Annotated in this window: 18 protein-coding genes and 1 pseudogene; 7 read left to right on the top strand and 12 right to left on the bottom strand. The window is 64.9% G+C overall.

Annotated features, from left to right (window positions below; all coding sequences use genetic code 11):
- The first annotated feature begins 239 nt into the window (after positions 1-239).
- Together LQG66_RS04200 and LQG66_RS04195 are read left to right on the top strand one after the other, a co-directional pair.
- On the top strand, positions 240-1,670 hold the full coding sequence (locus tag LQG66_RS04200; protein ID WP_231323722.1) for a DEAD/DEAH box helicase: 1,431 nt from the start codon (positions 240-242) through the stop codon (positions 1,668-1,670).
- 382 nt (positions 1,671-2,052) lie between these two features.
- Complete coding sequence (locus LQG66_RS04195; protein WP_231323720.1) at positions 2,053-3,120, top strand: GGDEF domain-containing protein; 1,068 nt, start codon at positions 2,053-2,055, stop codon at positions 3,118-3,120.
- Between the two features lie 20 nt (positions 3,121-3,140).
- Here the strand turns inward: LQG66_RS04195 and LQG66_RS04190 are convergent, their stop codons facing one another.
- Positions 3,141-3,701: a TfoX/Sxy family protein gene (locus tag LQG66_RS04190; RefSeq protein WP_231323718.1), complete on the bottom strand. Its 561-nt coding sequence runs from the start codon at positions 3,699-3,701 to the stop codon at positions 3,141-3,143.
- Positions 3,702-3,828: 127 nt separating this feature from the next.
- Between LQG66_RS04190 and LQG66_RS04185 the strand changes: the two genes are divergently transcribed.
- On the top strand, positions 3,829-4,302 hold the full coding sequence (locus LQG66_RS04185) for a hypothetical protein (RefSeq protein ID WP_231323716.1): 474 nt from the start codon (positions 3,829-3,831) through the stop codon (positions 4,300-4,302).
- Positions 4,303-4,425: 123 nt separating this feature from the next.
- Here LQG66_RS04185 and LQG66_RS04180 read toward each other — a convergent pair whose 3' ends face one another.
- The 7 genes from LQG66_RS04180 to LQG66_RS04150 all read right to left on the bottom strand — a co-directional run bounded on the left by LQG66_RS04180 (position 4,426) and on the right by LQG66_RS04150 (position 11,471).
- The gene (locus LQG66_RS04180) at positions 4,426-4,830 is read right to left on the bottom strand and encodes a HesB/IscA family protein (protein ID WP_231323714.1); all 405 of its coding nucleotides are present in this window, start codon (positions 4,828-4,830) and stop codon (positions 4,426-4,428) included.
- A gap of 61 nt (positions 4,831-4,891) precedes the next feature.
- Positions 4,892-5,263, bottom strand: coding sequence for an SUF system Fe-S cluster assembly protein (locus LQG66_RS04175; protein WP_231323712.1), 372 nt, complete (start codon positions 5,261-5,263; stop codon positions 4,892-4,894).
- Positions 5,260-6,507 carry a cysteine desulfurase gene (locus LQG66_RS04170; RefSeq protein WP_231323710.1) on the bottom strand — a complete coding sequence of 416 codons (1,248 nt, stop codon included), beginning with the start codon at positions 6,505-6,507 and terminating at the stop codon, positions 5,260-5,262. The genes LQG66_RS04175 and LQG66_RS04170 overlap by 4 nt, the downstream gene beginning before the upstream one ends.
- Positions 6,504-7,826 carry a Fe-S cluster assembly protein SufD gene (sufD, locus tag LQG66_RS04165; RefSeq protein WP_231323708.1) on the bottom strand — a complete coding sequence of 441 codons (1,323 nt, stop codon included), beginning with the start codon at positions 7,824-7,826 and terminating at the stop codon, positions 6,504-6,506. The genes LQG66_RS04170 and sufD overlap by 4 nt, the downstream gene beginning before the upstream one ends.
- A 20-nt stretch (positions 7,827-7,846) precedes the next feature.
- On the bottom strand, positions 7,847-8,599 hold the full coding sequence (sufC, locus tag LQG66_RS04160; protein ID WP_231323706.1) for a Fe-S cluster assembly ATPase SufC: 753 nt from the start codon (positions 8,597-8,599) through the stop codon (positions 7,847-7,849).
- Between the two features lie 127 nt (positions 8,600-8,726).
- Complete coding sequence (gene sufB / locus LQG66_RS04155) at positions 8,727-10,223, bottom strand: Fe-S cluster assembly protein SufB (RefSeq protein WP_231323704.1); 1,497 nt, start codon at positions 10,221-10,223, stop codon at positions 8,727-8,729.
- An 84-nt stretch (positions 10,224-10,307) separates the two neighbouring features.
- Positions 10,308-11,471 (bottom strand): cysteine desulfurase family protein, encoded by a 1,164-nt coding sequence (locus tag LQG66_RS04150; RefSeq protein ID WP_231323702.1) that lies wholly within the window; start codon positions 11,469-11,471, stop codon positions 10,308-10,310.
- A 212-nt stretch (positions 11,472-11,683) separates the two neighbouring features.
- On the opposite strand from LQG66_RS04150, the gene LQG66_RS04145 reads away from it, so the two are divergent.
- Together LQG66_RS04145 and LQG66_RS04140 are read left to right on the top strand one after the other, a co-directional pair.
- The gene (locus LQG66_RS04145) at positions 11,684-12,514 is read left to right on the top strand and encodes a LytTR family DNA-binding domain-containing protein (RefSeq protein WP_231323700.1); all 831 of its coding nucleotides are present in this window, start codon (positions 11,684-11,686) and stop codon (positions 12,512-12,514) included.
- A gap of 329 nt (positions 12,515-12,843) precedes the next feature.
- Positions 12,844-13,491 carry an alpha/beta hydrolase gene (locus tag LQG66_RS04140; RefSeq protein ID WP_231323698.1) on the top strand — a complete coding sequence of 216 codons (648 nt, stop codon included), beginning with the start codon at positions 12,844-12,846 and terminating at the stop codon, positions 13,489-13,491.
- 196 nt (positions 13,492-13,687) lie between these two features.
- On the opposite strand, the pseudogene LQG66_RS04135 reads toward LQG66_RS04140, so the two are convergent.
- Both LQG66_RS04135 and LQG66_RS04130 read right to left on the bottom strand, forming a co-directional pair.
- A pseudogene (locus tag LQG66_RS04135) lies at positions 13,688-14,365 on the bottom strand (glutathione S-transferase family protein).
- Positions 14,366-14,447: 82 nt separating this feature from the next.
- A complete protein-coding gene (locus tag LQG66_RS04130; RefSeq protein ID WP_231323696.1) occupies positions 14,448-15,551 on the bottom strand; it encodes an anhydro-N-acetylmuramic acid kinase in 1,104 nt (367 codons plus the stop codon).
- Between the two features lie 197 nt (positions 15,552-15,748).
- Here LQG66_RS04130 and tyrS point away from each other — a divergent pair, with 197 nt between their 5' ends.
- Positions 15,749-17,002: a tyrosine--tRNA ligase gene (gene tyrS / locus LQG66_RS04125; protein WP_231323694.1), complete on the top strand. Its 1,254-nt coding sequence runs from the start codon at positions 15,749-15,751 to the stop codon at positions 17,000-17,002.
- Positions 17,003-17,058: 56 nt separating this feature from the next.
- Positions 17,059-18,327, top strand: coding sequence for an MFS transporter (locus LQG66_RS04120; RefSeq protein ID WP_231323692.1), 1,269 nt, complete (start codon positions 17,059-17,061; stop codon positions 18,325-18,327).
- A 132-nt stretch (positions 18,328-18,459) separates the two neighbouring features.
- Here LQG66_RS04120 and LQG66_RS04115 read toward each other — a convergent pair whose 3' ends face one another.
- Together LQG66_RS04115 and LQG66_RS04110 are read right to left on the bottom strand one after the other, a co-directional pair.
- Entirely contained in the window at positions 18,460-21,216 is a 2,757-nt protein-coding gene (locus tag LQG66_RS04115) for an autotransporter outer membrane beta-barrel domain-containing protein (protein ID WP_231323690.1), read from the bottom strand.
- 220 nt (positions 21,217-21,436) lie between these two features.
- Positions 21,437-25,141, bottom strand: a complete 3,705-nt coding sequence (locus tag LQG66_RS04110) for a YhdP family protein (RefSeq protein WP_425601285.1) — start codon at positions 25,139-25,141, stop codon at positions 21,437-21,439.
- Positions 25,142-25,640: the final 499 nt, after the last annotated feature.

Raw genomic sequence — 25,640 nt, 5'->3', positions numbered from 1 at the left:
CAACCGTCACGTCCATTGACTTTGGGTGATTTGACCCTATTTTCTGCTTATCGCGGCTTGGAAACGCTACTCGATTCTACCAAGCACTGGCCGCGGGTCAGCGTCAGTCAGAGAACCCCCAGCTTCCTAAAGCATGCCGTTTCGGGGTTGAACGCGACCACAGCCTTTTACCCCTCGATTCCTAACGGCGGCGTCGAACAGAGGCCCCGTCGCCTGTAGGCGCGTGACACAGAGGCTCGATGTCATTTTCCAATCTCGGCTTGTCCGACAAGGTGTTGGCTGCAGTTGCGGCCACCGGTTACACCATCCCTACCCCCATTCAGGAGCAGGCGATTCCCCATGTTCTGGCACGTCGCGACGTGCTCGGCATCGCCCAGACCGGCACCGGCAAGACGGCCGCTTTTGTGCTTCCGATGCTCACCATCCTGGAGAAGGGCCGTGCCCGGGCTCGTATGCCCCGCACCCTCATTCTCGAGCCGACGCGCGAACTGGCGGCCCAGGTCAAAGAGAACTTTGATCGCTACGGCGCCGGCCAGAAGCTCAACGTCGCGCTGCTCATTGGCGGCGTCTCGTTCGGCGACCAGGACACCAAGCTGACCCGCGGCGTCGACGTTCTGATCGCGACACCAGGCCGCCTGCTCGACCATACCGAACGCGGCGGCCTGCTGCTCACCGGTGTCGAGCTCCTGGTCATCGACGAAGCCGACCGCATGCTCGACATGGGCTTCATCCCCGACATCGAACGCATCTGCAAGCTCGTCCCGTTCACGCGGCAGACCCTGTTCTTCACCGCGACCATGCCGCCGGAAATCCGGCGCATCACCGAGGCCTTCCTGCACAATCCGCAGAAGGTCGAGGTGTCCAAGCCGGCGACGGCCGGCGTCAACATCACCCAGTTGCAAGTGCCATCGGGCCGCGAGGCGCATCAGAAGCGCGACGTGCTGCGCAAGCTGCTGCGCGAGGCCAAGGACCTCAAGAACGCGATCATCTTCTGCAACCGCAAGCGCGACGTTGCAGTCGTTCACAAGTCGCTGCAGAAGCACGGCTTCAGCGTCGGTGCGCTGCATGGCGACATGGACCAGTCGGCGCGCACGGCCGCGCTCGATCAGTTCCGCAAGGGTGAGTTGCCGCTGCTGGTGGCGTCCGACGTCGCAGCGCGCGGACTGGACATCCCCGAAGTCAGCCACGTTTTCAATTTCGACGTCCCCCATCACTCCGACGACTACGTCCACCGCATCGGCCGCACCGGTCGCGCCGGCCGCACCGGGACTGCCATTTCAATCGTCGCTCCAGCCGATCAGAAGTCGGTCACTGCGATCGAAAAGCTGATCGGCCAGAGCATTCCGACGATCGAGGGCGACTACGAGGTGCACGACACCCCGCGTGATGAGGATGCGCATGAACGTCGTCCGCGCGACGGTGCGCGTCGCAGCCGCGGCAAGACGCCGCGTGAGCGCGAGCCGCGCGAGCCACGTCCGGCCGCTGCATCGCCGCGCGCTGCACAGGCTGCGGCTCCCCGGCCCGCCCCCGTCGCTCGCAACGAGCAGCCGCGCAATGAACAGCCGCGCAACGAACCACGCCGGCCACGGCGCGAGCCCGACAATGAGCCTGCCGATCATTCGCATCTTCCGGCTTTCCTGCTCCGTCCAGTGCGCGCGCCAATTCCGTGAGCGGCTTGAAGCTCCGAGCAGCGGCTCGGAGCTTCAATGCAAGACCGCGCCTCGCAATCACTGACGTGCGATTTTTCTTTGCTGATTTCGCTCGCGTCGCCGCCAGGTGCTTGCGCGGCTCGCCGCGACACCCTTTGGGCCCGTGGTACGCCACCCGCGCCTTTTTCGGTGCGCAATCAATGCCGCGGCGATCGCAAACGCCACCTCTTATGTAGATCATCGATCATAAGAAGACGCCGGTCCCGCAAGCGACGCGGCTTGCGCGCCCCCGTGACTCTACGGCCGTATTTACCCCTGATTCATGAACGTCCTTTAGCGTGCACGTCATTGTTTATTGATTGCTGTAGCGACGGCGACGCGGGCGAATTATGGGGGACCTGTGGTGGTCAATGCGCTTGACGAACACGAACGCACGATAGGCTTCGCCGAAGTCGCGCTCAGCCAGATCAAACTGCTGCGTCATTCGGCCAACCCGCGCAACTACGAGATCTGGTACGTCTATGCGACGGGCTACAATGCGCCGCTGAACGAGATCATCAACGAGACGCTCTCGCGCAACGGCAGGCTCTCCCAATCCGAGCTCGACGAGCTCTACGAATCCTATCTCACCCATCTGAAGACGTCGGACCGCATCGACAAAGTCGGGGCGCGCGTGGTCGGCGAGATCGACGACCTGATGGGCACGATCAACGACGCTCTCGGCAGGACGGCGAGCTACGATGCCAGCCTGGCCGGCGCAGATCAGAAGCTCGCATTGGCCACCAACCGCGAGCAGCTCGTCGAGATCATCGAGGTCCTCGCCCAGTCGACGCGCCAGATGCGTGAGACCAATCAGATTCTTGAGGAGCGTCTGTCGCTGTCGAAAGACGAGATCAGCGAATTGCAGCACAGCCTCGAAGCGATCCGCGCCGAGAGCCTGACCGATCCGCTCACGGGTCTCGGCAACCGCAAATATTTCGACCGCATGATCGAGATGACGGTGCAGGCCGGGCTCGCGACGAATCAGCCATTGTCGCTTCTGATGTTCGACATCGATCACTTCAAGTCGTTCAACGATTCCTATGGTCACCTCACCGGAGATCAGGTGCTGCGCCTCGTCGGGATGACGCTGAAGCATGCGATCAAGGGTCAGGACATCGCGGCGCGCTACGGTGGCGAGGAATTCGTCGTCGTGCTGCCCAACACGCCACTGCGGCAGGCGCTGACGGTCGCCGACCAGATCCGTCGCGCCGTCACGGCCAAGGAGCTCAAGAAGAAGTCGACCGGAGAAATCCTCGGGCGCGTGACGATCTCGGTCGGGGTATCCATGCTGAGAGCCGACGACGACACCGACGCGCTGATCGAGCGTGCCGACGCCTGCCTGTATGCAGCCAAGCGCAACGGCCGTAACTGCGTCATCTGTGAGACCGATCCGGAATATGCCGAGGAAGCGCGCGGACAGGTGGCGTGACGCCGCCCCTGGCGGCCATCTCAACGTCGCGCCGATGATGCTCCAGACCTCTTGCGCGGTTGCAGCGCCTTGCGGCTTCGTTTCGGGGTTGGCGGCGGCGCTGCAGCTTTGGCGGTGCTCTTGGCCGTCTTTCGCGCCTTCTTGACCGACTTCGCCGTTTTCGTCGCCTTGCCGGCCGTTTCAGGCTGCGCACCGCCGCGTGCTGCCGAGGGCTCCCGCCCGCTGCGGGACGATGTCGCCCTCTTCTTCTTGGTTCGCTTGGTCAGAGCCGCTCTCTGCGCCGCTGCCAACGCCTCCCGCGCCCACCCGGCGAACTCGTCGGTGTCGTCGAACAGATGCGCCGGCACCTGCCAATACGATCGCACCGTCATCGTCCGCGCCCGCGTCTCATAGGAGAACGGCTTGGACCCTGCAGCCTCGAACTTGGCAAAGCTGGCCTCATCAGCGCGCAAATAGAGGCCGCTGCGCAGCGCCAGTGCGAAGTTGATGCCGTCGGCGGAGATGCCGAAGCCGGAGAACATCCGCCGGATCGTGACCGGACCGAAACCGGCGAACAGGTCGATCAGGAATTCGCGGTCCATCGTCCCTCCTCAATTGGCGTAGACCGCCTCGTCCGCGAGCAGGCAATCCATTGGCGCGCTCGCCTGAACGTTATTAAAGTACCAGATTGCGAACACGCAGGGGGCCGACTTCATGTTTCCGAGACCGGTGGACCGCAAACTTGCGGACCTTGCCCGGTTCGCCGGGCAACAGTTTCGCTTTGCGTTCCAGCATATGGACACGCACGGCTTTGCCAATACCGCCCTGGGCACGACGATGACAGGCTGGTGGACCCCCAAATATCACTTGCAGGTCTTGCAGACCGACGATGCGGCGTTCGTCGAAGCCATGGCGATGAACTGGCTCGATGCTGATCATAGGGCATGGAAGTTCGCTGGCATCGTGATGAATGGCAGCATCACGGTCGACGGCAAGAGCCACAACAGCCTCATCCTGAGATCGCAAACGACCGACCACAGCCGCAGACTGGTCGCATATCATCCCTATTACGGAGAGGCGAACAAGGAGGAGCCTTGGCTCACGCCGTTCGTCGACTTCCCGGCCGACCGGCAGGTATCACCACGCACCCAGAAGGCCGTGCAGGACATCATGTTGAAGACGCGGCTGGGGATTGTCACCTAGCGCGATGTCACGGGGTCGAATGCCGATCAGCTTCGCCGTACCGCGAGAGCCGGGTTTGAACGCCGGCTTTCAATGTCTGGAACGCGACATATGTCGCGACGAGGGCAGACGGAAAACCGACGCTCAGACCTCGGCCGGCTTGAGCTGAACAGACTCGCCGCAGCCGCAGGCGCTGATCTGGTTGGGATTGTTGAAGACGAACTGGGCCTGCATCCTGTCGGCTTTGTAGTCCATCTCGGTGCCGAGCAGGAACAGCACTGCCTTGGGGTCGACCAGGATCTTGACGCCCTTGTCCTCGACGACTTCGTCGGTCGGCCGGACGTCGTGGGCGTATTCGACCGTGTAGGACTGGCCGGCGCAGCCGCCGTTCTTGACGCCCACCCGCAATCCGATGATCTCCGATTCGGCGCGCGCCGTCAGATCGCGGATGCGCGCAGCGGCAGCGTCGGTCAGGCGCATCACCTGCGGGCGGGGCCTCGGTTTCGGCTTGCTGACAACAGGCGTGGGTGCGTCGGTCATATTGGTCATGTGGTCAATCCCAGCGGTCGATCAATCCCCGCGGCCTATTCAAACTTCGTGCCTGCTTATCTCACCACATGTTCAGGACGAGGCGGGCCTCGTCGCTCATGCGGTCCGGCGTCCATTGCGGCTCCCAGACGATGCTCACATTCACGATGCCGACCCCCGGCACGCTGGCGATCGCATTCTCCACCATGGTCGGCAGCTCACCGGCCGCAGGGCAGTTCGGCGTCGTCAGCGTCATCAAGACGTCAACGCTGCGGTCGTCCTTGATGTCGACCTTGTAGATCAGGCCCAGTTCGTAGATGTCGGCCGGAATCTCCGGATCGAACACCGTCTTCAGCGCGGCGACGATCTCGCTCGACAGCCGTTCGGTCTCCTCCGGCGGCAGCGCCGAAAGCGTTTCGATAGTCTGGGTTTTGACGTCGGCCGTGTCGGTCATGCAAACAAATCCCGCGCCTTGATCAGTGCCTGTGCCAGCTGATCGACCTCTTCCCTCGTATTGTACATGCCAAACGAGGCCCGGCAGGTCGCCGTGACGTTGAATCTCTCCAAAAGCGGCATCACGCAATGCGTGCCCGCCCGTACCGCGACGCCCTGGCGATCGATGACGGTCGCGATATCATGCGCGTGCGCGCCCTTCATCTCGAACGAGATGACCGGGCCCTTGCCCTTGGCCGTGCCGATCAGCCGCAGCGAATTGATCTCGCGCAGCCGATCCTGGGCGTAGGTGAGCAGATCGTGCTCGTGCGCGGCGATCCGCTCCTTGCCCACGGAATTGACGTAGTCGATCGCGGCCCCCAGCCCGACCGCCTCGACGATCATCGGGGTGCCGGCCTCGAACTTGTGCGGCGGGTCGCCATAGGTGACGAGATCGCGCGTGACTTCGCGGATCATCTCGCCGCCGCCGTTGAATGGCCGCATTGCGACGAGGTGATCATATTTGGCATAGAGCACGCCGATGCCCGTCGGCCCATACAGCTTGTGGCCGGTGAAGACGTAGAAGTCGCAGTCGATGTCCTGGACGTCGATGGCGAGATGCACGGCGGCCTGGCTGCCGTCGATCAGCACCGGAATGCCGCGCGCATGCGCAATGCGGACGACCTCCTTCACTGGAACCAGCGTGCCAAGCATGTTCGACATCTGCGTGATGGCGACCAGCTTTGTCTTGTCGGTCAGCAGCTTCTCGAACTCGTCGATCAGGAAGTTGCCGTCGTCGTCGACCGGAGCCCATTTGATCACGGCACCCTGGCGTTCCCTGAGGAAGTGCCAGGGCACGATGTTGGAATGGTGCTCCATGATCGAGAGCACGATCTCGTCGCCCTCGCCGATGTTCGGTCCGCCCCAGGACGCTGCCACGAGGTTGATCGCCTCGGTCGCGTTGCGGGTGAAGATGATCTCCTCGGTCCGCCGCGCATTGAGGAAGCGCGTCACCCGCTCGCGGCCGCCCTCATAGGCTTCGGTCGCCGCATTGGCGAGATAATGCAGGCCGCGATGCACGTTGGCATATTCGCTGGTATAGGCCTGCGTCATGCGGTCGAGCACCGCGCGCGGCTTCTGGGCCGAGGCGGCATTGTCGAGATAGACGAGCTTCTTGCCATACACCTGCAGCGCCAGCGCCGGGAAATCCTCGCGGATGCGCGCGACGTCGTAGGAACCGTTGGTGACGGCCGGATGCGTGGTCATGCGCCCCCCTCCAGCCAATCCTGCGCTGCTGACATCACGCGCTCGCGCAATCCGTCGTCCTCGATCGCCTCGATCGCCTCACCGACGAAGGCCTGGATCAGCAGGGCCTGCGCTTGCTTCTCAGGCAGGCCCCGCGCGCGCAGATAGAACAGCAGGCTTTCGTCGAGCGCGCCCGACGTCGCGCCATGGCCGCAGGAGACGTCGTCAGCGAAGATCTCGAGCTCCGGCTTGCTGTCGGCCTCGGCCTCGTCGGACAGGAGCAGCGCCCGCGTCATCATCTTGCCGTCGGTCTTCTGCGCGCCGGGCTCGACGATGATGCGGCCCTGGAACACGGAGTGCGCGCGATCGTCGAGCACGGCGCGGAAATTTTCGCGGCTGGTGCAGCCGGGAACCGCGTGGTCGACGACAAGCGTCAGGTCGCCGTGCTGCCTGCCGCGCAGCAGGTTGACGCCGTTGACGATCAGCTCGCTGTCTTCGCCTGCCATCGTGATGAACGCCTGCAGCCGGCTGATGGCGCCGCCGCTGGTCATGTTGAAGAGGCTGAGCTTCGATCGGGCGCCGACGGTGATCAGCTCGGACGAAACGTTCACGGCATCGGCGGCGTCACACATCAACCTGACGTGCGAGAACGCAGCCTCGTCGCCGACCCAGATCACCGCGGCATCATTGGCCTGGTAGGCTGCGGCGCCATCGGCCGCCACGGAGCTCTCGACCAGGGTCGCGCGAGCGCCCTGCCCGACTCGGACATGCGAGCGGCTGTAGCGCGCGGCCTTGGCCGCGGTCGCGACATGAATGAGCTGCAGCGGGGTCGACAATTGCGCGCCATTGGCCACCGTGACGACGACGCCGTCGGTCGCCAGCGCCGCGTTGAGCGACAGCATCGGATCCGCCGCCTTGGTCAGCAGCAGATCACCGCGGGCATCATTGGCGTGGTCGTCCAGGACCGCGCGCAAGGTCCGCACGGTGACACCGGGCGGAAGCGCCGAGAGGTCCGACAGATCGGCTGAAACAACGCCGTCGACCAGCACGAGCTTCGTTGCACCTTCGATGGCCGTCGCAGCGATCGCCGCCTTGGCGCGTGCAATCGCGGCCGCATCGGGCGAGCCCGCGAGCGGCAACACCTCGCGCATCAGCGCGCGCAGATCGGTGTATTTCCATTCCTCGATACGCCGGTGCGGCAGACCGGTGCGCTCGAAGGCGGCAAAGGCCTCGCGCCTGATCTCGGCGACCTTGCCGGTGCCGGGCAGCCGTCCGGCGTCGGCGGAAAAACCGCCGCTTGCCGCCATCCCGGTGTCGTTCTTGACCAAAGCAACGTTCATCACAGATCCATTCACGGTCGTCAGGCCGCGTCCTCGAACTGGGCGTAGCCGGACGCCTCGAGCTCGTGCGCCAGCTCCTTGCCGCCGCTTTTCACGACGCGTCCCTTCGACATGACATGAACGACGTCGGGCACGATGTAGTTCAGCAGCCGCTGATAATGGGTGATCACGACCATCGAACGCTCGGGCGAGCGCAGCGCGTTGACGCCGTCGGCGGCGATGCGCAGCGCGTCGATGTCGAGGCCGGAATCCATCTCGTCGAGGATGCACAGCGACGGCTGGAACAGCGCCATCTGCAGCACCTCGTTGCGCTTCTTCTCACCGCCGGAGAAGCCGACATTGACGCCGCGCTTGAGCATGTCCTGCGGGATGCTGAGCGACTTCGAAATCTCGCGCACCTTCTTGAGGAAGTCCGGCGTCGAATATTCCTCCTCGCCGCGCGCCTTGCGCTGCGCGTTCAGCGCGGTGCGCAGGAAGGTCATGGTGGCGACGCCGGGGATCTCGACCGGATACTGGAACGCCAGGAACACGCCCTTGGCGGCGCGCTCGTCCGGCGCCATCGCCAAGAGATCCTCGCCCTTGAACAGGACCTCACCACCGGTGACCTCATAGCCCGGCTTGCCGGCGATCACGTGGCTAAGCGTCGACTTGCCGGAGCCGTTCGGCCCCATGATCGCATGCACCTTGCCGGCGTCGATGGTCAGCGTCAGGCCGTGGAGGATCTCACGCTCCTCGACGCGGACCTGCAGGTTCTTGATTTCGAGTAGTGCCATTGGTCTCTCTATCTGTCTGTTCCTCGTCCCGAGGAGCGCCGGAGGCGCGTCTCGAAGGCACGAGGCCAACAAAGCTTTCATCTCATCCTTGGAGGAAGCCGCTTGGCTGCCTTCTCGGGATGAGGGCTTATCCGACCGATCCTTCGAGCGAGATCGAGATCAGCTTCTGCGCCTCGACCGCGAACTCCATCGGCAACTGCTGCAGCACGTCCTTGACGAAGCCGTTGACGACGAGGCCGACCGCCTCCTCCTGGGAGAGGCCACGCTGGACGCAGTAGAACAGCACGTCCTCGGAGATCTTGGACGTCGTCGCCTCGTGCTCGAAGGTCGCCGAGGAGTTCTTGGCCTCGATGTAGGGCACGGTGTGCGCGCCGCAGCGGTCGCCGATCAGCAGCGAATCGCAGGCGGTGAAGTTGCGCGCGTTGGACGCCTTCCGATGCGCCGTGACGAGGCCGCGATAGGTGTTCTGCGAGCGGCCCGCCGCGATGCCCTTGGAGATGATCCGGCTGGTCGTGTTCTTGCCGAGATGGATCATCTTGGTGCCCGAGTCGACCTGCTGATAGCCGTTCGAGATCGCGATCGAATAGAACTCGCCACGCGAATTGTCGCCGCGCAGGATGCAGCTCGGATATTTCCAGGTGATCGCCGATCCGGTCTCGACCTGGGTCCAGGAGATCTTGGAATTGTTGCCGCGGCAGTCGCCACGCTTGGTGACGAAATTGTAGATGCCGCCCTTGCCTTCCGAATTGCCCGGATACCAGTTCTGCACCGTCGAGTACTTGATCTCGGCGTCATCGTGCGCGACCAGTTCGACGACAGCTGCATGCAGCTGGTTCTCGTCGCGCTGCGGCGCCGTGCAACCCTCGAGATAGGACACGTAGGCACCCTTGTCGGCGATGATCAAGGTGCGCTCGAACTGGCCGGTGTTGCGCTCGTTGATGCGGAAGTACGTCGACAGCTCCATCGGGCAGCGTACGCCCGGCGGCACGTAGACGAACGAGCCGTCGGAGAACACCGCCGAGTTCAATGTGGCGTAGAAGTTGTCCGAGGTCGGCACCACGCTGCCGAGATATTTCTGCACCAGTTCGGGATGCTCGCGGATGGCTTCCGAGATCGGCATGAAGATCACGCCGGCCTTCTTCAGCTCCTCCTTGAACGTGGTCGCCACGGAGACCGAATCGAACACGGCGTCGACCGCGATCTTGCGCGTCTCGGGACTGCCGGCGCCGGGAACGGGCTCGACGCCTTCGAGGATCGCGACCTCGCGCAGGGGAATGCCGAGCTTCTCATAGGTCTTGAGAATCTCCGGATCGATCTCGTCGATCGAGGAGAGCTGCTTCTTCGGCTTCGGCGCCGAGTAATAGTACAGATCCTGGAAATCGATCTTGGGATAGTCGACGCGCGCCCAGGTCGGCTCGGTCATGGTCAGCCAGCGGCGATAGGCCTCCAGGCGCCATTCGAGCATCCAGGCGGGCTCGTTCTTCTTGCCCGAGATGAAGCGGACGGTGTCTTCGGAAAGCCCCTTGGGGGCTTTCTCGGATTCGATGACGGTCTCGAATCCATATCGATATTGATCGACGTCGATCCGCCTGACGCGGTCGACCGTCTCTTGTACGGCTGGCATTCCATCCTCCGCTCGCGGTTTCAAGGACCGCGGTGGACATCTTCTGGAACCGTCTTACGACGTTTCGGCGACGAAATCACGCCCCTAGAATCGCTCAACGACGGTTTCGTCGCGTCCTTTAAGTAGGGTCAATGACAGCTTTCGCCAAGCCTTGACGCAGCGATCGACGTCCGCCTCGGCCGTGGACCAGCCCAGACTGAGGCGCACCGCGCCCTGGGCGGCTGCGGAACTCACTCCCATGGCCTCCAGCACGTGGGACGGCTGCACCTTGCCCGACGAGCAGGCCGACCCCGACGATACGGCGATACCCTCGAGATCGAAGCCGATCACGGCGGTCTCGGCCTTCAGCCCGGGCGCGGTGAACAGCGTGGAATTGGGCAGCCGCGCCGTCTGGGAAGAAAAGACCGTGACGCCCGGTGTCTGCCGCAGCCCGAGTTCCAACCGGTCGCGCAGTGCGCCGATTCGCACCTGGTCGGTTGCGATCCCGGCCAGGGCGGCTTTGGCCGCCGCACCCAGGCCAGCGATGCCGATGACGTTCTCGGTTCCCGCCCGGCGGCCCCGCTCCTGGCCGCCGCCGCGCAGCAGGGGCGCCACGTCGTCGACGCCGACTCCGAGTACGAGCGCGCCGACGCCCTTGGGACCGCCGATCTTGTGTGCAGAGATCGTAACAAGGTCGGCTCCCACCTCATTGATATCGAACGATATTTTTCCGAAGGCCTGGATCGCGTCGACATGCAGGAGGCCGCCCGCCTGGCGCACGAGATCAGCCGCCTGCGAAACCGGTTGAAGCACCCCGGTCTCGTTGTTGGCGGCCATGACGGAAACCAGGGCCGGCGGACCGCCGGCGAGGAGCGTTTTCAGGCGGCCAAGATCGACCACGCCGGAGGGGTCCACCGGGATGGTCTGGACCGCTGATAGCGGGAACCGGCCCCCGGCCAGCACCGAGGCATGCTCGACCGCGGACATCAGAAGCCGCCCGACCTTCCCGGCGGGCGCTTTCAGATCCGGGCTCAGCGCCAGCACGTTGGCCTCGGTCCCGCCGGATGTGAACACCACGCGGCGCGGCACTGTTGCCAGGCTGCGCGCGATCGCCTCGCGGGCATCCTCGACCAGCCGGCGCGCCTTGCGGCCTTCGGCGTGGACCGAGGAGGGATTGCCGACGAGATCCATAGCGGCGACCATCGCCTCGCGCGCCTCGGGCCGCAGCGGCGTCGTCGCATTCCAGTCGAGATAGATCCGGTCAGACATCGGTTCATTCTTATCAAGTTGCGCCACGACCGGCCATCGCGGCTATCCGCGCCGACGCACGGATTCACGCCGTCCGCGTGCTGCCCTGGCGCAAGGCGGCGTGGTACCGTCGCGCACCCGATTGAGATAGCGGCTGCGCCACCATGAACAAGCTCGTAGGTTCTGTCTTGGGTTCTGTCTTGGGTTCTGTCCTGAGTTCTGCCTCGGGTTCCGTGTCCCGCCCGAACGACCGCATCTTCTATGCCGCAGTCGCGGCGATCTCGCTCAGCACCGGTCTCGTCAACGCATTGTCCGCGGCCCAGGATGCCGCGAAGCGCGGCGCGATCTATGATGTCCGGACCCCGCTGTTGTGGGAGATGACGAGCATCCTCGTCATCATCCTGCTCGCGCCCCTGCTCCTCGTCGCCGTCCGAACCCTTCGCCGGTCACCGGCCTGGGCGACCCGGGCTGCGATCGCGCTCGCGGTCATCCTCGCCTTCTCTGCGCTCCACATCGCCGGCATGGTGATCTTGCGCAAGCTCCTGATGTGGTCGGCGGGCGGCAGCTATGATTTCCAGCTCTCGCTGGCAACGATCGTCTACGAGTTCCGCAAGGACATCATGACGGCCGTCCTCATCGGGGGCGCCATCTGGCTGTTCGATCGCGACGGCGGAGCCATGGAAGGGCCAGTCTCGTCACGCAGCCAGAGCGCGGCGCCGGCTCCCGCCGCGCTCTGGCTGCGTGACGGCACGAGCCGGGTGCGCATCTCGCCGGCCGAGATCCTGTGGATCAATTCGGCCGGCAACTACATCGAATACGACCTCGCCGATGGCAGGCAGCACCTGATCCGCGGCACGTTGGCGGCAGCCGAGACGGATCTCGCTGGCTTCAGCATTGTCCGGATCCACCGCGGCCGGCTCGCCAACCTCGCCCGGGTCACTGCGGTCGCGGTCCGGCCATCCGGCGATTTCGACCTCACCTTCGACACGGGGCATAGGGTCCAGGGCAGTCGTCGCTATCGGAGCGCCGTCGCCACGCTCGAGCGGACCTCGGAAGCGCGCTGAACCCGGCGTCACGACCGAGAAAAAATCAAACGCTTCCATTGGCTTATGCGGACATGCGGACGGCGCGCGGCGAAACGCGCGAGCAAATCGGATGGCGACCTGCGGGCTCACCCGACATCATGGCGCCACGGTCGGACGTTGAAAATCCTTGCTTTTTGCCCTGCGCTCCATGCTAGAAGGCGGCCTTCCAATCACGCCAGTGCCGCTCCATCCGAGCGAACGGATGGCGCTCGATCACCACTTTTCCTGCGGAATGCGTCGGCAAGGCGCCAGATGAAGCAAGGACGAAGTCGGTCGATGATCTGCCAAGGATTCTCAAGGATTCCCTGATGCCTGAAGTCATCTTCAACGGTCCGGCGGGCCGCCTCGAAGGCCGTTACCATCCGGCGAAGCAGAAGAACGCGCCGATCGCGATGATCCTTCATCCACATCCGCAGTTCCACGGCACGATGAACCACCAGATCGTGTACCAGTGCTACTACGCCTTCGCCCATCGCGGCTTCTCGGTGCTGCGCTTCAACTTTCGCGGCGTCGGCCGCAGCCAGGGCTCGTTCGACCACGGCACCGGCGAGCTGTCTGATGCCGCGTCCGCGCTCGACTGGGCGCAGACGATCAATCCCGAGGCGCGCGCCTGCTGGGTCGCCGGCTTCTCGTTCGGGGCCTGGATCGGCATGCAGCTGCTGATGCGCCGTCCCGAGGTCGAGGGCTTCATCTCGATCGCGCCGCCGGCCAACCTCTACGACTTCTCGTTCCTGGCGCCCTGCCCCTCGTCGGGCCTCATCGTCCATGGCGAGAAGGATGCGGTGGTGCCGCCGAAGGACGTCAACACGCTGGTCGAGAAGCTGAAGACGCAAAAGGGCATCGTGATCGATCAGCAGATCATCCCCGGCGCCAACCACTTCTTCGACAGCAAGCTCGAGCCCCTGATGGAAACCATCACGGCCTATCTCGACATGCGGCTTGCCAATGTGAGGTGACGTCAGTTCGTCATTCGGAGCGCGGCGTTCTGTAGGGTGGGCAAAGGCGCGCCCGACGCTGCTTCAGCACGAATGGTAGCAAGCGCGCCGTGCCCACCATCTCCATGAGTGGTGCTGAGACAATGGTGGGCACGTCCTCGATCGGCGCGTCGCGCCGATCTGCGGCTTTGCCCACCCTACGACCTACAAACTCTTCTCACGCTGCCTGCTTCAACAGATAGGCATCATGCCGCGCCAGGAAGGCGCGCAGAAGCTGCGGATAATCGACGCTGACGGCCGTTCTCACGCTCGGGCGCCGCGCCAACTGATCACGCTAGGCGCGGACCTTGGGCGTTGAGGCGAAGATGCCGAGATCGCCATAGGCATCGAACACGTCGAAGTAGCGGAAGACCGGCGCGAACACGGCATCGACCAGGCTGAAGCGGGCGCCGTCGAAATACGGCCCCTCGCCAAGCGCTACCTCGACGCGGGCGAACTTGGCCGTGAGGGCTTCGCGCTTGGCCGCGAAGATCGCGGCATCCTGCGTCGTCTCCAATCCCCAGAGATCGGCGAGGATCGCCGAACCGAACTCCATCCAGGCGCGATGCTGCGCGCGTGCCAGCGCGTCCTCCGGATGGAGCTTTGCACCAGGCTGCGTCTCCTCGATGTACTCACAGATCACGTTGCTCTCGAACAACGCCACCTCGCCCTTCGCCGTCGGCACGATCAGCACCGGCACCTTGCCGAGCGGCGATATTTTCAGGAACCAGTCGGGCTTGGCGGAGAGGTCGATGTCGATCCGTTCGAACGCGACGCCTTTCTCGGTCAGCGCGATGACGGCGCGTTGCACATAGGGGCAGAGCTTGTGGCTGATCAGCCTCAGGACAGGCGCCATGACATCCTCGGCAAGTTCGATGCAGATACATCAAACTAGATGCATCTGCATGAAGTTGTCAAGGTAGATGCATTTGCATCAATCAGGGCCGAGCGATCACGCCCCCGGTCATCGGGAACGGCACGCCGGTGGTGGTGGGATAGCTCAGCGGCAGGCCCTTCATGCCGCGCACCGCGAGGAAACCGAACGCCTGCGCCTCGATCGCGTCGGCCGACCAGCCCAGCGCATCGGCCGATTCCACGGTGGCGGGCGCCACGCGCTCGCGCAGCATCCGCATCATGGTGTGGTTGCGGGCGCCGCCGCCGCAGACGATCCAGCTCGCCGGCGGCTTCGGCAGCAGCGGCACGATGCGGGTGATGGCGGCCACCGTGAACGCCGTCAGGGTTGCGGCGCCGTCGGCCGGGGCTGCTTCGCCCAGCTTCAGCGCGGCGAAGTCGTTGCGATCGAGCGATTTCGGCGGCGGCAGCGCAAAGAACGGCAGCGCCAGCGCACTGGCAATCCACGCCTCGTCCGGCGTGCCCAGCTCCGCGACACGGCCATCCTGATCGAAGGCTTGGCCCGTGGTCCGGTGCATGAAGTCGTCGAGCAGCGCGTTGCCGGGACCGGTGTCGCAGGCGATCAGCACGTCGTCGCCATCGATATAGGTGATGTTGGAGACGCCGCCGATATTGACCACGGCGATCGGGCCCTCGCGCGACAGCGACTGCGCCAGCGCGCGGTGATAGACCGGCACGAACGGGGCGCCCTGCCCGCCGAAATCGACATCGGCGGCGCGGAAATCGTGCATCACCGGGATGTGGACGGCCTTGGCCAGCGCCCCGGCATCGCCGATCTGGACGGTCAGGCGCCGTTCCGGGCGGTGCAGCACGGTCTGGCCATGGAAGCCGATGATATCGATGTCCTCCGGGGTCAGCCGGTGCTGCGCCAGGAATGCCGAGACGGCCTCCGCGTGCGCTGCCGTCACTGCGAGCTCGGCGTCGCGGACCCGCCCGGGACGCGCCTCGCGCCGGTCGATCTGCACCGCATCCGCAAGCGCCTCGCGCAGCAGGCTGCGCTCGGCGGCGCTATAGGGCCGGTAGCCGGACGGACCGAGGCTCTTGATCTGCCGCCCATCGGTCTCGATCAAGGCCACGTCCACCCCGTCGAGCGAGGTGCCACTCATGAGGCCAAGTGCGGTCAGAATCATTGCAGTCGAACCTGAAAACCCTGGCCTCGCTTGCTAGTGCGGCGAATTTGAGGTTCCGCCGGAGCCGTGCACATGCTTGTACAAGCGCGGCGCATCTTATAATGCCACATCGCCTGGATCAGCGGCAGCCGCCCGGGCGCGCCGCGCCGAGACGAGCGGCCAATACCGTAAACGAGAATCCTCAGAGTCGCCGACAAATGACTGCCTTCAAGTCTGACTTCCTGAACGTGTTGCAGAGCCGCGGGTTCATTCATCAGTGCTCGGATTTCCAGGGCCTGGACGCCTTGGCGGCCAAGGGCCAGGCCACGGCCTATGTCGGCTACGACTGTACGGCACGCTCGCTGCACATCGGCAACTTCCTGACCATGATGATGCTGTACTGGCTGCAGCAGAGCGGCAACAAGCCGATTACCCTGATGGGCGGCGGCACCACCATGGTCGGCGACCCCTCCGGCAAGGACGAGACCCGCGCGATGCGCACGGTCGACGAGATCGAGGCCAACAAGGCCTCGATCCGTGGCGTCTTCGCCAAGGTGCTCCGTTATGGTGACGGGGCGACCGATGCCGTCATGCTCGACAACGCCGAATGGCTGACCAAGCTGAACTGGATCGAGATGCTGCGCGACATCGGCCGGCACTTCTCGGTCAACCGCATGCTGACCATGGATTCGGTGCGGCTGCGGCTCGAGCGCGAGCAGGAGATGAGCTTCATCGAGTTCAACTACATGGTCTGCCAGGCCTATGACTTCGTCGAGCTGTCGCGGCGCACCGGCTGCCGGCTGCAGATGGGCGGCTCGGACCAGTGGGGCAACATCGTCAACGGCGTCGAGCTCGGCCGCCGCATGGGCACCGAGCAACTGTTCGCGCTGACCACGCCGCTGCTGACGACCGCCTCCGGCGCCAAGATGGGCAAGACCGCGCAGGGCGCGATCTGGCTCAACGCCGACCAGTGCAGCCCGTATGATTTCTGGCAGTACTGGCGCAACACCGAGGACGCCGACGTCGAGAAGTTCCTCAAGCTGTTCACGACGCTGCCGCTGTCCGAGATCGAGAAGCTCGCCGCGCTGCAGGGAGCCGAGATCAACGAGGCCAAGAAGGCGCTCGCGGATGCGGCAACGACTCTGCTGCATGGCGAAGAGGCTGCGCGCACCGCCGCCGAAACCGCGCGCCGCACCTTCGAGGAAGGCGCCATTGCCGAGAACCTGCCGACGGTCGAGGTGACCAAGGCCGAGCTCGACGCCGGGCTCGGCGTGCTCAACGCCTTCGTCAAGGCCGGCCTCGTCGCCTCCAATGGCGAGGCGCGGCGGCAGATCAAGGGCGGCGGCCTGCGCGTCAACGACGTCGCGGTGACCGACGAGAAGATGGCGCTGACACCTGCGGAACTGACGAACGAAGGCGTGATCAAGCTGTCGATGGGCAAGAAGCGCCACGTGCTTATCAAGCCCGCATAGGCTCATTCGCTTTTGGCCGCTTGTCAGGGACCGCCGAAAGGCGCTCCCTTTCGGCCATGACGATCAGCGCGCCGCCAGAGCCTGCGCAAGCCGAGGAAACGCCGACCGCCGCGCCGCCGCCGAAGGCGGCGCGCATGGCATTCGTGGTGCTGAGCCTCTGTTTTGCGCTCTCGGTGGTCGGCCGCGGACTCGGCGAGAGCTTCACCGTCTTCCTCAAGCCGATCTCCGACGGCTTCGGCTGGGACCGCGCCGAGGTGGTCTCGATCTATTCGCTCACGGCGCTGGCGGGCGGTCTCGCAGCGCCACTGATCGGCCGGCTGTTCGACCATTCCGGCCCGCGCGCCGTCTATGCGCTGGGGCTTCTGCTGCTGGGTGCAGCGTTCACCTCTGCCGCTCATGCGCAGGCGCTGTGGCAATTCCAGATCAGCATCGGCCTGTGCGTCGGCATCGGCATCGCCCTGATCGGCAACGTCCCCAACTCGATCCTGCTGGGACGCTGGTTCGGCGCCAGGCTGCCGACCGCAATGGCCGTGATCTATTCGGCGACCGGCGCCGGCGTGCTGATGCTGCTGCCGGGCTCGCAGCTGCTGATCGACGCCATCGGCTGGCGCAGCGCCTATCAGTCGTTCGGCGCCGCGGCGTTCCTCCTGCTGGTGCCGCTGGCGCTGCTGCCCTGGCGCCTGTTTGCCGCCGGCGCGCCTGAGGTCATCAAGCCGCTGGCGGACGAGCTCGCCGACGATGCCTGGACCTTGTCACGTGCGCTGCGCCATCACGCCTTCTGGGCGCTGTTCGCGACCTTCTTCTTCACCGCTGTTGGCATGTACGCGATCGCGCCGCAGGTCGTGGCCTATCTGATCGATGCCGGCTTTCCGCCGCTGCAGGCCGCGACCGCCTGGGGCTTTTCCGGGGTCGTCCTGCTGTTCGGCATGCTCGGCGTCTCCTGGCTCGACGGGCTGATCGGGCGGCGGCCGTCGGTGCTGTTCTCCTACGCGGTGTCGATCGCGGGCATCCTGATGCTGTGGGCGCTGCAATTCGCGCCCAACATCTTTCTGCTCACCGGCTTCGTCGTCTGCTTCGGCAGCATGATCGGCTCGCGCGGCCCGCTGCTGTCGGCAACCGCGATGAAGATCTTCCGCGGCAGGCGGCTCGGCACCATCTACGGTGCGATCACCATCGGGGCCGGCCTCGGCGCGGCTTTGGGCTCCTGGAGCGGCGGCGTCATCCACGACCTCACGCACGGCTACGACGCGGTGATCCTGCTCGCGCTCATCAGCGTCGTCATCGGCATGATCCCGTTCCTGGTGGTGCCGGCGCTGCGGCAATGACCGGGTGGCGGGCGTGTGCGTCCTATCCCAGGTCCGCCCTCGTCGGCATGGCCCGGGGGCGTTCAAACATGAGCAGGCGAACGGCTACGCGCACCGCAACGCCTACATTCGCCAACCGGCAGCGACCGACGGTTACCACGCGTAGCGCACGACGGCCTTGCCGGCATACGAGCGTGTGGTATCCGAAAACTCTCCTTCGAAGGTCGCGGCCGCCGACCAGCCGGCCGTCCAATGCATCTCGACAGCGGCGCTGGTCAGCGCGGAATTTCTGGCTTGCGCTGCCCCGTTGACGACAAAGCTCGCCCCCGGCACCGCCTGGAATGTCGCTGCAGCCGCGCGGTCGGGATTGAAATCATGCGCCCAGGCAAGACGGCCGCGAAGCGAGAGCACGCCATTTGTCGCAGTGAACGATTTGTCAGTACGGAAGCCGAGCTCGCTGCGGGTATCGGTCGGGCTCTTCGCGGCGTAGTTCAAGGCGAAGTTTCCGGCACCGGAGACCACCTGCTCCGAATAGGACGGCAGAGCGATGGTGGTGACCTGCGCCGCTGCATAGGGCGCAATGCCGACGCCGCCGCTCCAAGGTCCGATAAGGCGGTAGCCACCTTCGACCCGGCCCGAATAGGCGTTCGCGTTGAACTCCGCACGGAGATGGTCGACGCCTGCGATCGTCACGTAACGATCGGTCGTGATGTCCTGCCAACCATAAGCCAGCGCTGCGGAGACGTAGGCGGGTCCGTCCGTGTGGCGCATATACGCACCGATCTGAAAAAGATCGGAGCGTCCTGAACCGAGTCCATTGATGTTGAAATTCGTGCCACCCCCGGCGAGCGAGAAGCCCGCCAGCGTATTCGGTGAGAACAGGTAGTCTGCACCGGCAGCCGCGCCGTAGATGCGGCTCGTCGTGTCATTCGATCCAACGCTCGCATTGCCGTTGCTCGACTGCGAGCCGCCGAAGCCTGCGGTCCACACGTTCCAGCGCTGCGCGAACGGCACCGGTGGAGCTTTGGTGAACATCGCGAACGCATCGGTCCGCCGATCCGCCTGGTAGGCGTTGCTGTCGCCCGCAAACCCCGCCGGACCGGACGACGAAGCCGACGCGGTCGTGCGTTGTATCAATGGGTCGGTGAGCAGCCCCAGGAACTGGCCCATCGCATCGAACGTGGTGTGCTGCGGCAACGTGCCGACCTCACCCGATGCCTGCGTCAGCCCATTCGCCGTCAGCCCGGCATAGACGAATGGAATACCATTACTATTGAACGCGTTGATCAGCGTATTCCCAACTGCCGCCTGGTTGCCGTTGAGCCCGCCGGGAAGCCCGTAATTGAGGATCAGATCAAGGTAGACGTCTTTGGGGGTGTAGCTCAGCGCAGTGTGAAAATTCGCGGGCAGGTTCGTCTCCACCAATGTGGAGAATCGCGTGTCGTTCAGACCGCCTGCCGCGGACAAGATCGTGTATCTCTTGGTCACGTAGGAGGCGGGGCTGAAAACCGCATTCACCGTACCCGACAGTGCTGCCGTTCCCGACGCGACGATCTGATCGGACGCGGTGGGCGATACCTTGACCAGATAGGTTCCGCCCGAATTGAGGATCAAATTGCCGCTGAGGTTGGTCGTCTGTATCGCGGTGCTTCCGCCGGGAGCAAGCACTCCACTGTTTGTCAGCGTCATCCCGTCGCCGAGGACAACCGACGCGCCCGGCGCGAACACGGCCCCCGCAAGATTGTTGAAGCTGTTGGCTCCGGTGCCGAGCTTGACGCTGCCGATGATCGTGCCGGAATTGTTGACGATGGTGTTTCCGGTATCGCCCAGGATCGCGCTTCCTGCGGTGCCGGCTGCGCTTGTGATCGTCCCATAATTCGTCAGGACGTTGGTGCCTCCCTGCAAGTAGACGCCGGCGCCCGCGCCCTGCCCTCCTGAGATGGTGCCTGCCAGGTTGGTTACGGCGGTGTTGCCTAAACTGGACGTGAAAGTATGGATTCCATAGGAGCCGTCGCCGGAGGCCGTGATATCGCCGTTCGAGCGGATCGATGTGTGTTGGACGAAGTAGCCTGATCGCGCGAAGATGCCATCCGACCCGCTTCCGTTCGTGACGATGCTGCCGATCGAATTGATGGTTATATCGTTGCCGGACGCGGTGATCCCTGAAGCGTTGCTTCCCGACGTCGTCAGGTTGCCTTGGGACGAGATCGTCACGGCGCCGCCGCTGAATGCCGCGATGGCGGCCGAGTTGTCGCCTGCGGTCGTCACGTTGCCTTTCGACGTCACCGCGCTCGAGAAGGCTTGCGCCTGCGCGACAAGGCCGTAGGCGCCGCTCCCATTCGTCGAGATGTCTCCGGTCGATTCGAGCGTCACAACCCCGCAGCAACTCGTGAAGGCAGCGATACCAGACGCGCCGACCCCACGGGTCGAGATGTTTCCTGTCGATCTGACATGGACATCGAAGCTCGGCTCACCCGCGCTGGACGCAGCAATCCCCGCTCCCCCGTTGGTGGAGATCGTCCCTTTGAACGTCAGATCCACACTCCGCGCACTGAGGAAACTCACCCCTCCGGCGCCGGAGGTGATGATTTGAAATGCCCCGAGATCGATCGTGCCGGAAATGTCGGAGGCGAATTGCCCTGTCGAAATGCCGGCGGTGCCGGAGGCCGGAGATATGTTGGTCGTCAGTGTATTGACCAGAAGCGTGTTGACGGAGGGATCGACCGCAACGCCTGCCGACAAATTTCCGGTGCAGGTCTGGACGGTGCCGCCGGTTGAGCAGCCGGCGCGAGCTGAACCGGGCGCAACGATCAAACCCAACAGCGCAAAAAAGCCGGCACACGGTCCGGCCAGGACAAGCGGGTGTTTCAAAATATCGCCCCAAGAAAAGTAAGAAATTACCTGAAACATAACCTCCGGCCCGCGCGCGCTGCAATCTGATCGTGCGTCGGATGTGTGCTGAATCCAGAAGGTGTGCCAAGGCAGCCACAGACAAATCCGCGGGCGCGGGCCGTCCGATCGCTCTCTCGATCAGCTTGGGCGAGGCGTCGCGTGTCTCGTGCGCCCACCACAACCAAGAGCGTTCATCGGGGAAGCGGCCTCAAACCCCGAACCGGAGCCGCCAGCCGCCTCAATTGTTCGGCGGCAGCTCCGCCGGCGGATAGGGCTGCTTGCCGGTGTTGAAATCCATGATCTTGCGCGTCACGCCCGGCAGCATCGCCGAGATCGGATTGATGCGCACCACCGGCTGGCTCGGCGTGCCGACCACCTCATAGGTCACGCCGAACAGGCCCTCATTGCTGCCGCCGAGGAACAGGCCGACGATCGGAATCTGGTTGAACATGTTGTTCAGCCCGTACAGCGGCACGATCGTGCCCGAGGCCCGGACCTGGTTCGCGTTGTAGTCGATGCTGCCCTCGATGGTGAGGCCGAGCGTCGGTCCCTTGACAATGCCTTCCCTGAACGAGAGCAGCCCGTTCTGCCGCGTGAACTCCGCGCGCAGCATGGTAAAGGCGATGCCTTGCGAAGCGCCCTGCACGGCGCCCGAGGCGGCGCGGTCCAGCGCCTGCTCGCCCCTGACCGTGAAGTTGCGAACGACCGCAAGCCCCTCTTTGGGACCCGGATCGGCCGTCGGCGGCTCCATCGCGAGCTCCAGCTCGCCGCCGGCCATCTTCGAATAGGTATCGGAGAAGCGCAACAGCGCACCGGCGTCGCTGGTCACGAGAAAGATCACCTCGCGTCCCTGACGGCGCACGCGCGGATCGGAGCTCGGCGCCTCGCGTCCGACGCGAAGGTCGGCCGTGACGGGCGTATCGCGGCCGACCTTGCCGGTGAGATTGAAGCTCTTGAAGGCGCCGCCGCGCCTGGAGAGCTTGGCGTCGACGCTGCGCAGCGCCTCGCCGTTGAACCCGGCGACGGCGCCGAGCTTGACCTCGGCGTCGAAGTCGAGGTTCGATCGCGCCTTGTTCTTTTCGGCGTCCTTGTTGGTGCCTGATATCGCCGACTTGAGGAAGCCGCGCCCGTCGAACACGTCGCCCCGCATCGACAGCTTCAACACGCCGTCCGGGCCGCGCTCGGCCTTCAGCTGCGTCTTGTCGCCTTCGGACGGCGAATAGGTCGGGAAGTTCGCATTCATCAGGTCGCCGTTCTGGTCGACCTCGAGCGAGCCCTTGATGGCGACGCCGCCGCCCTCGATGTTGATGTCCTCGAACCGCGTCGATTGCTGCTTCGCGACGACGTTGAAGGTCGCCTTCCCCGCCTTGCCCGGATTCTTGACCCAGCCCGGCAGCAGATTGTCGAGACGGAGCTGGGTCAGATCAGCCTCCACACCGATCCGGCTGTCGCGATCGCTGGAGCCGGCGATCTTGCCGTTGAGCTTGAGCGGGACGTTGCCGGTGATGGCGGTGCCGAGATCCATGCCGAGCCGTGCCCGGCTGGCGTCGTCGAGGATCGCCTGCATCTTGATGTCGGCGTCGCCCTCGGCCGGCTTGCGATAGTCGAGCGTCGCGGGCTGGCCGTTGATCTTGACGTCGCCCTTCACCTGGTAGCCGGAATTGTTGGCCACGATCTTGAGCGTATTGGCCTCGAGCTTCTGGCTCATCACCAGCTTGTCGGCGGCAAAGCCATTGAGGTCAGCCGTCACCGTGTAGTTGGTATCGGCCTTGGTCAGCTCGCCCTTGACCGGCAGCGCGAGATTGACGCTGGCCTGGAACGTTCCCTTGGTCTGGTTGGGGTCGATCGGCATCGACGACAGATCGTTGAGCCGGTCGGACGAGAGGATCTCGGCGGCGGCCGCGACCTGGCCGTCCACGCGCATGCGCACGCGCGACGGTGACGGCTTCGGCGCCATGTCGGGCACCTCGAACACGACGTCGGAGAAGTTGAGCTTGCGCCCGGCCGGGGTGTCGGCGACGCCCTGGCCGATCGCGACCGTCGCGGTGCGTCCGGTCACATGCACCTTCATGTCAGCGTCGCGCACCGACGGCAGGCCGTCGACCGGATGCACGGTGACATTGGTCGCCACGATGTTGACGTCGAGCCCGTCGTCGGGAATTGGCGGCCCCTTGCGCGGCAGGTTGCGCGTCGGCGAATTGACGGCGACGTCGATACGCTGCACCGAGGCGCGCTCGATGCGCTCGATGATCCAGGCCCGCACCTCCGGAACGATCAGCGCCGGCCATATCCGCTTCAGGGCGAGCGCGGGCATCGGCGTCGCGGCGAAGCCGAGCTTCAGCCGCGGCTCGCCGGCATAGTCGACGCTGCCGGTCCCGGCCACGCCGACCTCGCCGTTCGACACCTCGGCCTGCGTCAGCAGCACGCGCTTGCCTTCGGTGTCGAAGCGCATGTTGATCGAGATGCGGTTGAAGATCAGCGGCGGGTCCTTCTCGATCGCACCGAGCAGGATGGTGCCGCCGCTCAGACCGAGCCGCCAATCGTTGACGCCGTCGTTCGGCGGCTCGAGGTTGGCGATCAGCGTGACCCGGTTGGCGCCGGAGACGACCTTGAACGGCGCCACCAGCACGCGGCGGCCCGCATCCCAGTCCATGGTCAGTTCGGCGGAGTCGATCGCCATCGGATAATCGGGCGTATCGGTATCGATGATGCTGCCGGCCCCGATATTGATCTTGCCGCGCAGAAAGGTCGGCAATCCATCGCGGCCGAGCTCACCCTTGACGTCGCCGGTGAGCGGCAGGTCGGCCATGTAGGTCAGATCCTTCAGCCGCAGCGCGAGCAGGATGTTGCTGGTGGAGACCTTGTCGGCCTTGATCTCGATCGTCCGCACGCCGTTCGACTGCGGTCCCACCTGAACCCGCAGCAGCCATGGCTTGGCGCCCTCCTCGCCGAGGCTCAGCGCGACCCCGCCGCCGGACGGCCGGCGCAGGCTGAGGCTGATGTTCTCGAAGGTCCATTTGTTGCCGCGCTGCTGGTCGTCGACGATCAGCACACCGTTCTTCAGGCCGATCTCGTTCAGGTTCTGGCCGTCGAGCCCGGTCAGGCTGAGGCTGTCGAGCCAATCGAGCCCGGCCAGCAGGCCGTTCGGGGCGCTGACCGGCACGGCCGTCCCGGCGGGGGCCGTCGCGGCCGGTGCGGCTTGCGGCGAGCTGCCTTGCGCCCCTGCGGGCGCCGGTGCGGCGGCCGCACCTGGACGCGGAAAGGTCGGCGGCAGGCCGGCGTCGCGCTTGGACGCCACACCGGTGGCCAGCGGCTTGTTGCTCGAACCGGTCGAGACGGTGACGGTGCCGTCCGGCGTGATCCGGATCGCGAGCTCGGCATCGACCAGCTTGAGGCTCTCCGCCCGCAGCTGGCCCATCATCAGTGCAACGCCGGACAGCCTCACCTCGGCCTTCGGCGCGCTCGCGACGACCGCATGATCCTGATCGCGGACGACGACATCGCGGACCCGCACCGCAATGTGGATTCGGCCCGCACGCTCGATCTGGGTGCCGCCGACCTCGACCGTGTTGCCGTGACCGATATTGTCCTCGATCGCGGCCGCAAGCCACGGCGTCGCCAGATCGAGACTGATCGGCCCGGCGCCGAGCCGCAGCCACAGGCCGGCGAAACCGACGGACAGGATCAGCGCCAGCAACGTCAGCGCCATCGCGACCCGTTTCACCCAGCGCCGGCCCGACATGCGGGGACGCAGGCCGTCCGCCGTTCCGCGCAAGCCGGAATCGGAGCGCTCCAGCAGACGGCGGGCGCGCTGTTCGGCGACCTCGTCGTGCTCGGCAGCGTCCTCATGCTGGTCAGCCAAATCCAAGTCGGCGTCATCCCATTGTTGGCCCTGGGTGTCCGCTTGCAGATGGGGCCGGTGGGGTGATGTCTGTCTTGCCATTGCCTCTCGGTGCTGGCCCCTGGTGTCCGATACGTTGGTGCCAACCTGGCTTCGGCCAGATCGGTCTCCGGTGTGGCCCCGCCCGTTCACGGCCGCGGGCGCTTACTGGCCGGCATGGCCCGCTGCCGCTCCCCGTCGATCGCACCCCGCTTCGACGGTCGCTGTCGACACGCCCGCCGACACCTCTGCGGCGCGGGGCGGACGACGCGTACAATCCTTGCCACTATACCCTGCCGCCGCCAGGTTTGCCCACCTGCTCGTGCCAGCGCACCGGCGTCTCCCCAGAACCGATCGAATGTCTGGCCGGGACGTCTGATCCGGAGGACGTCTGATCCGGAGAAGGTACGAGAATCGTCATTGCAATGGTACTCACGAGTGCTGGTACCCACGATTTACGGAACGTCGCAAGAGGTGTCGCCCCCGCGCGCATCGCAGCACAGATGCCAGATCGATCCCGGGACACCGGACAAGAACCGAGACAGTGTCATGATTGAGCCGC

Source organism: Bradyrhizobium ontarionense (genome assembly GCF_021088345.1).
GTDB lineage: Bacteria > Pseudomonadota > Alphaproteobacteria > Rhizobiales > Xanthobacteraceae > Bradyrhizobium > Bradyrhizobium ontarionense.
The sequence above is the reverse complement of the archived record's forward strand: the minus strand, read 5'-3'. Positions and strand labels throughout refer to the sequence as shown.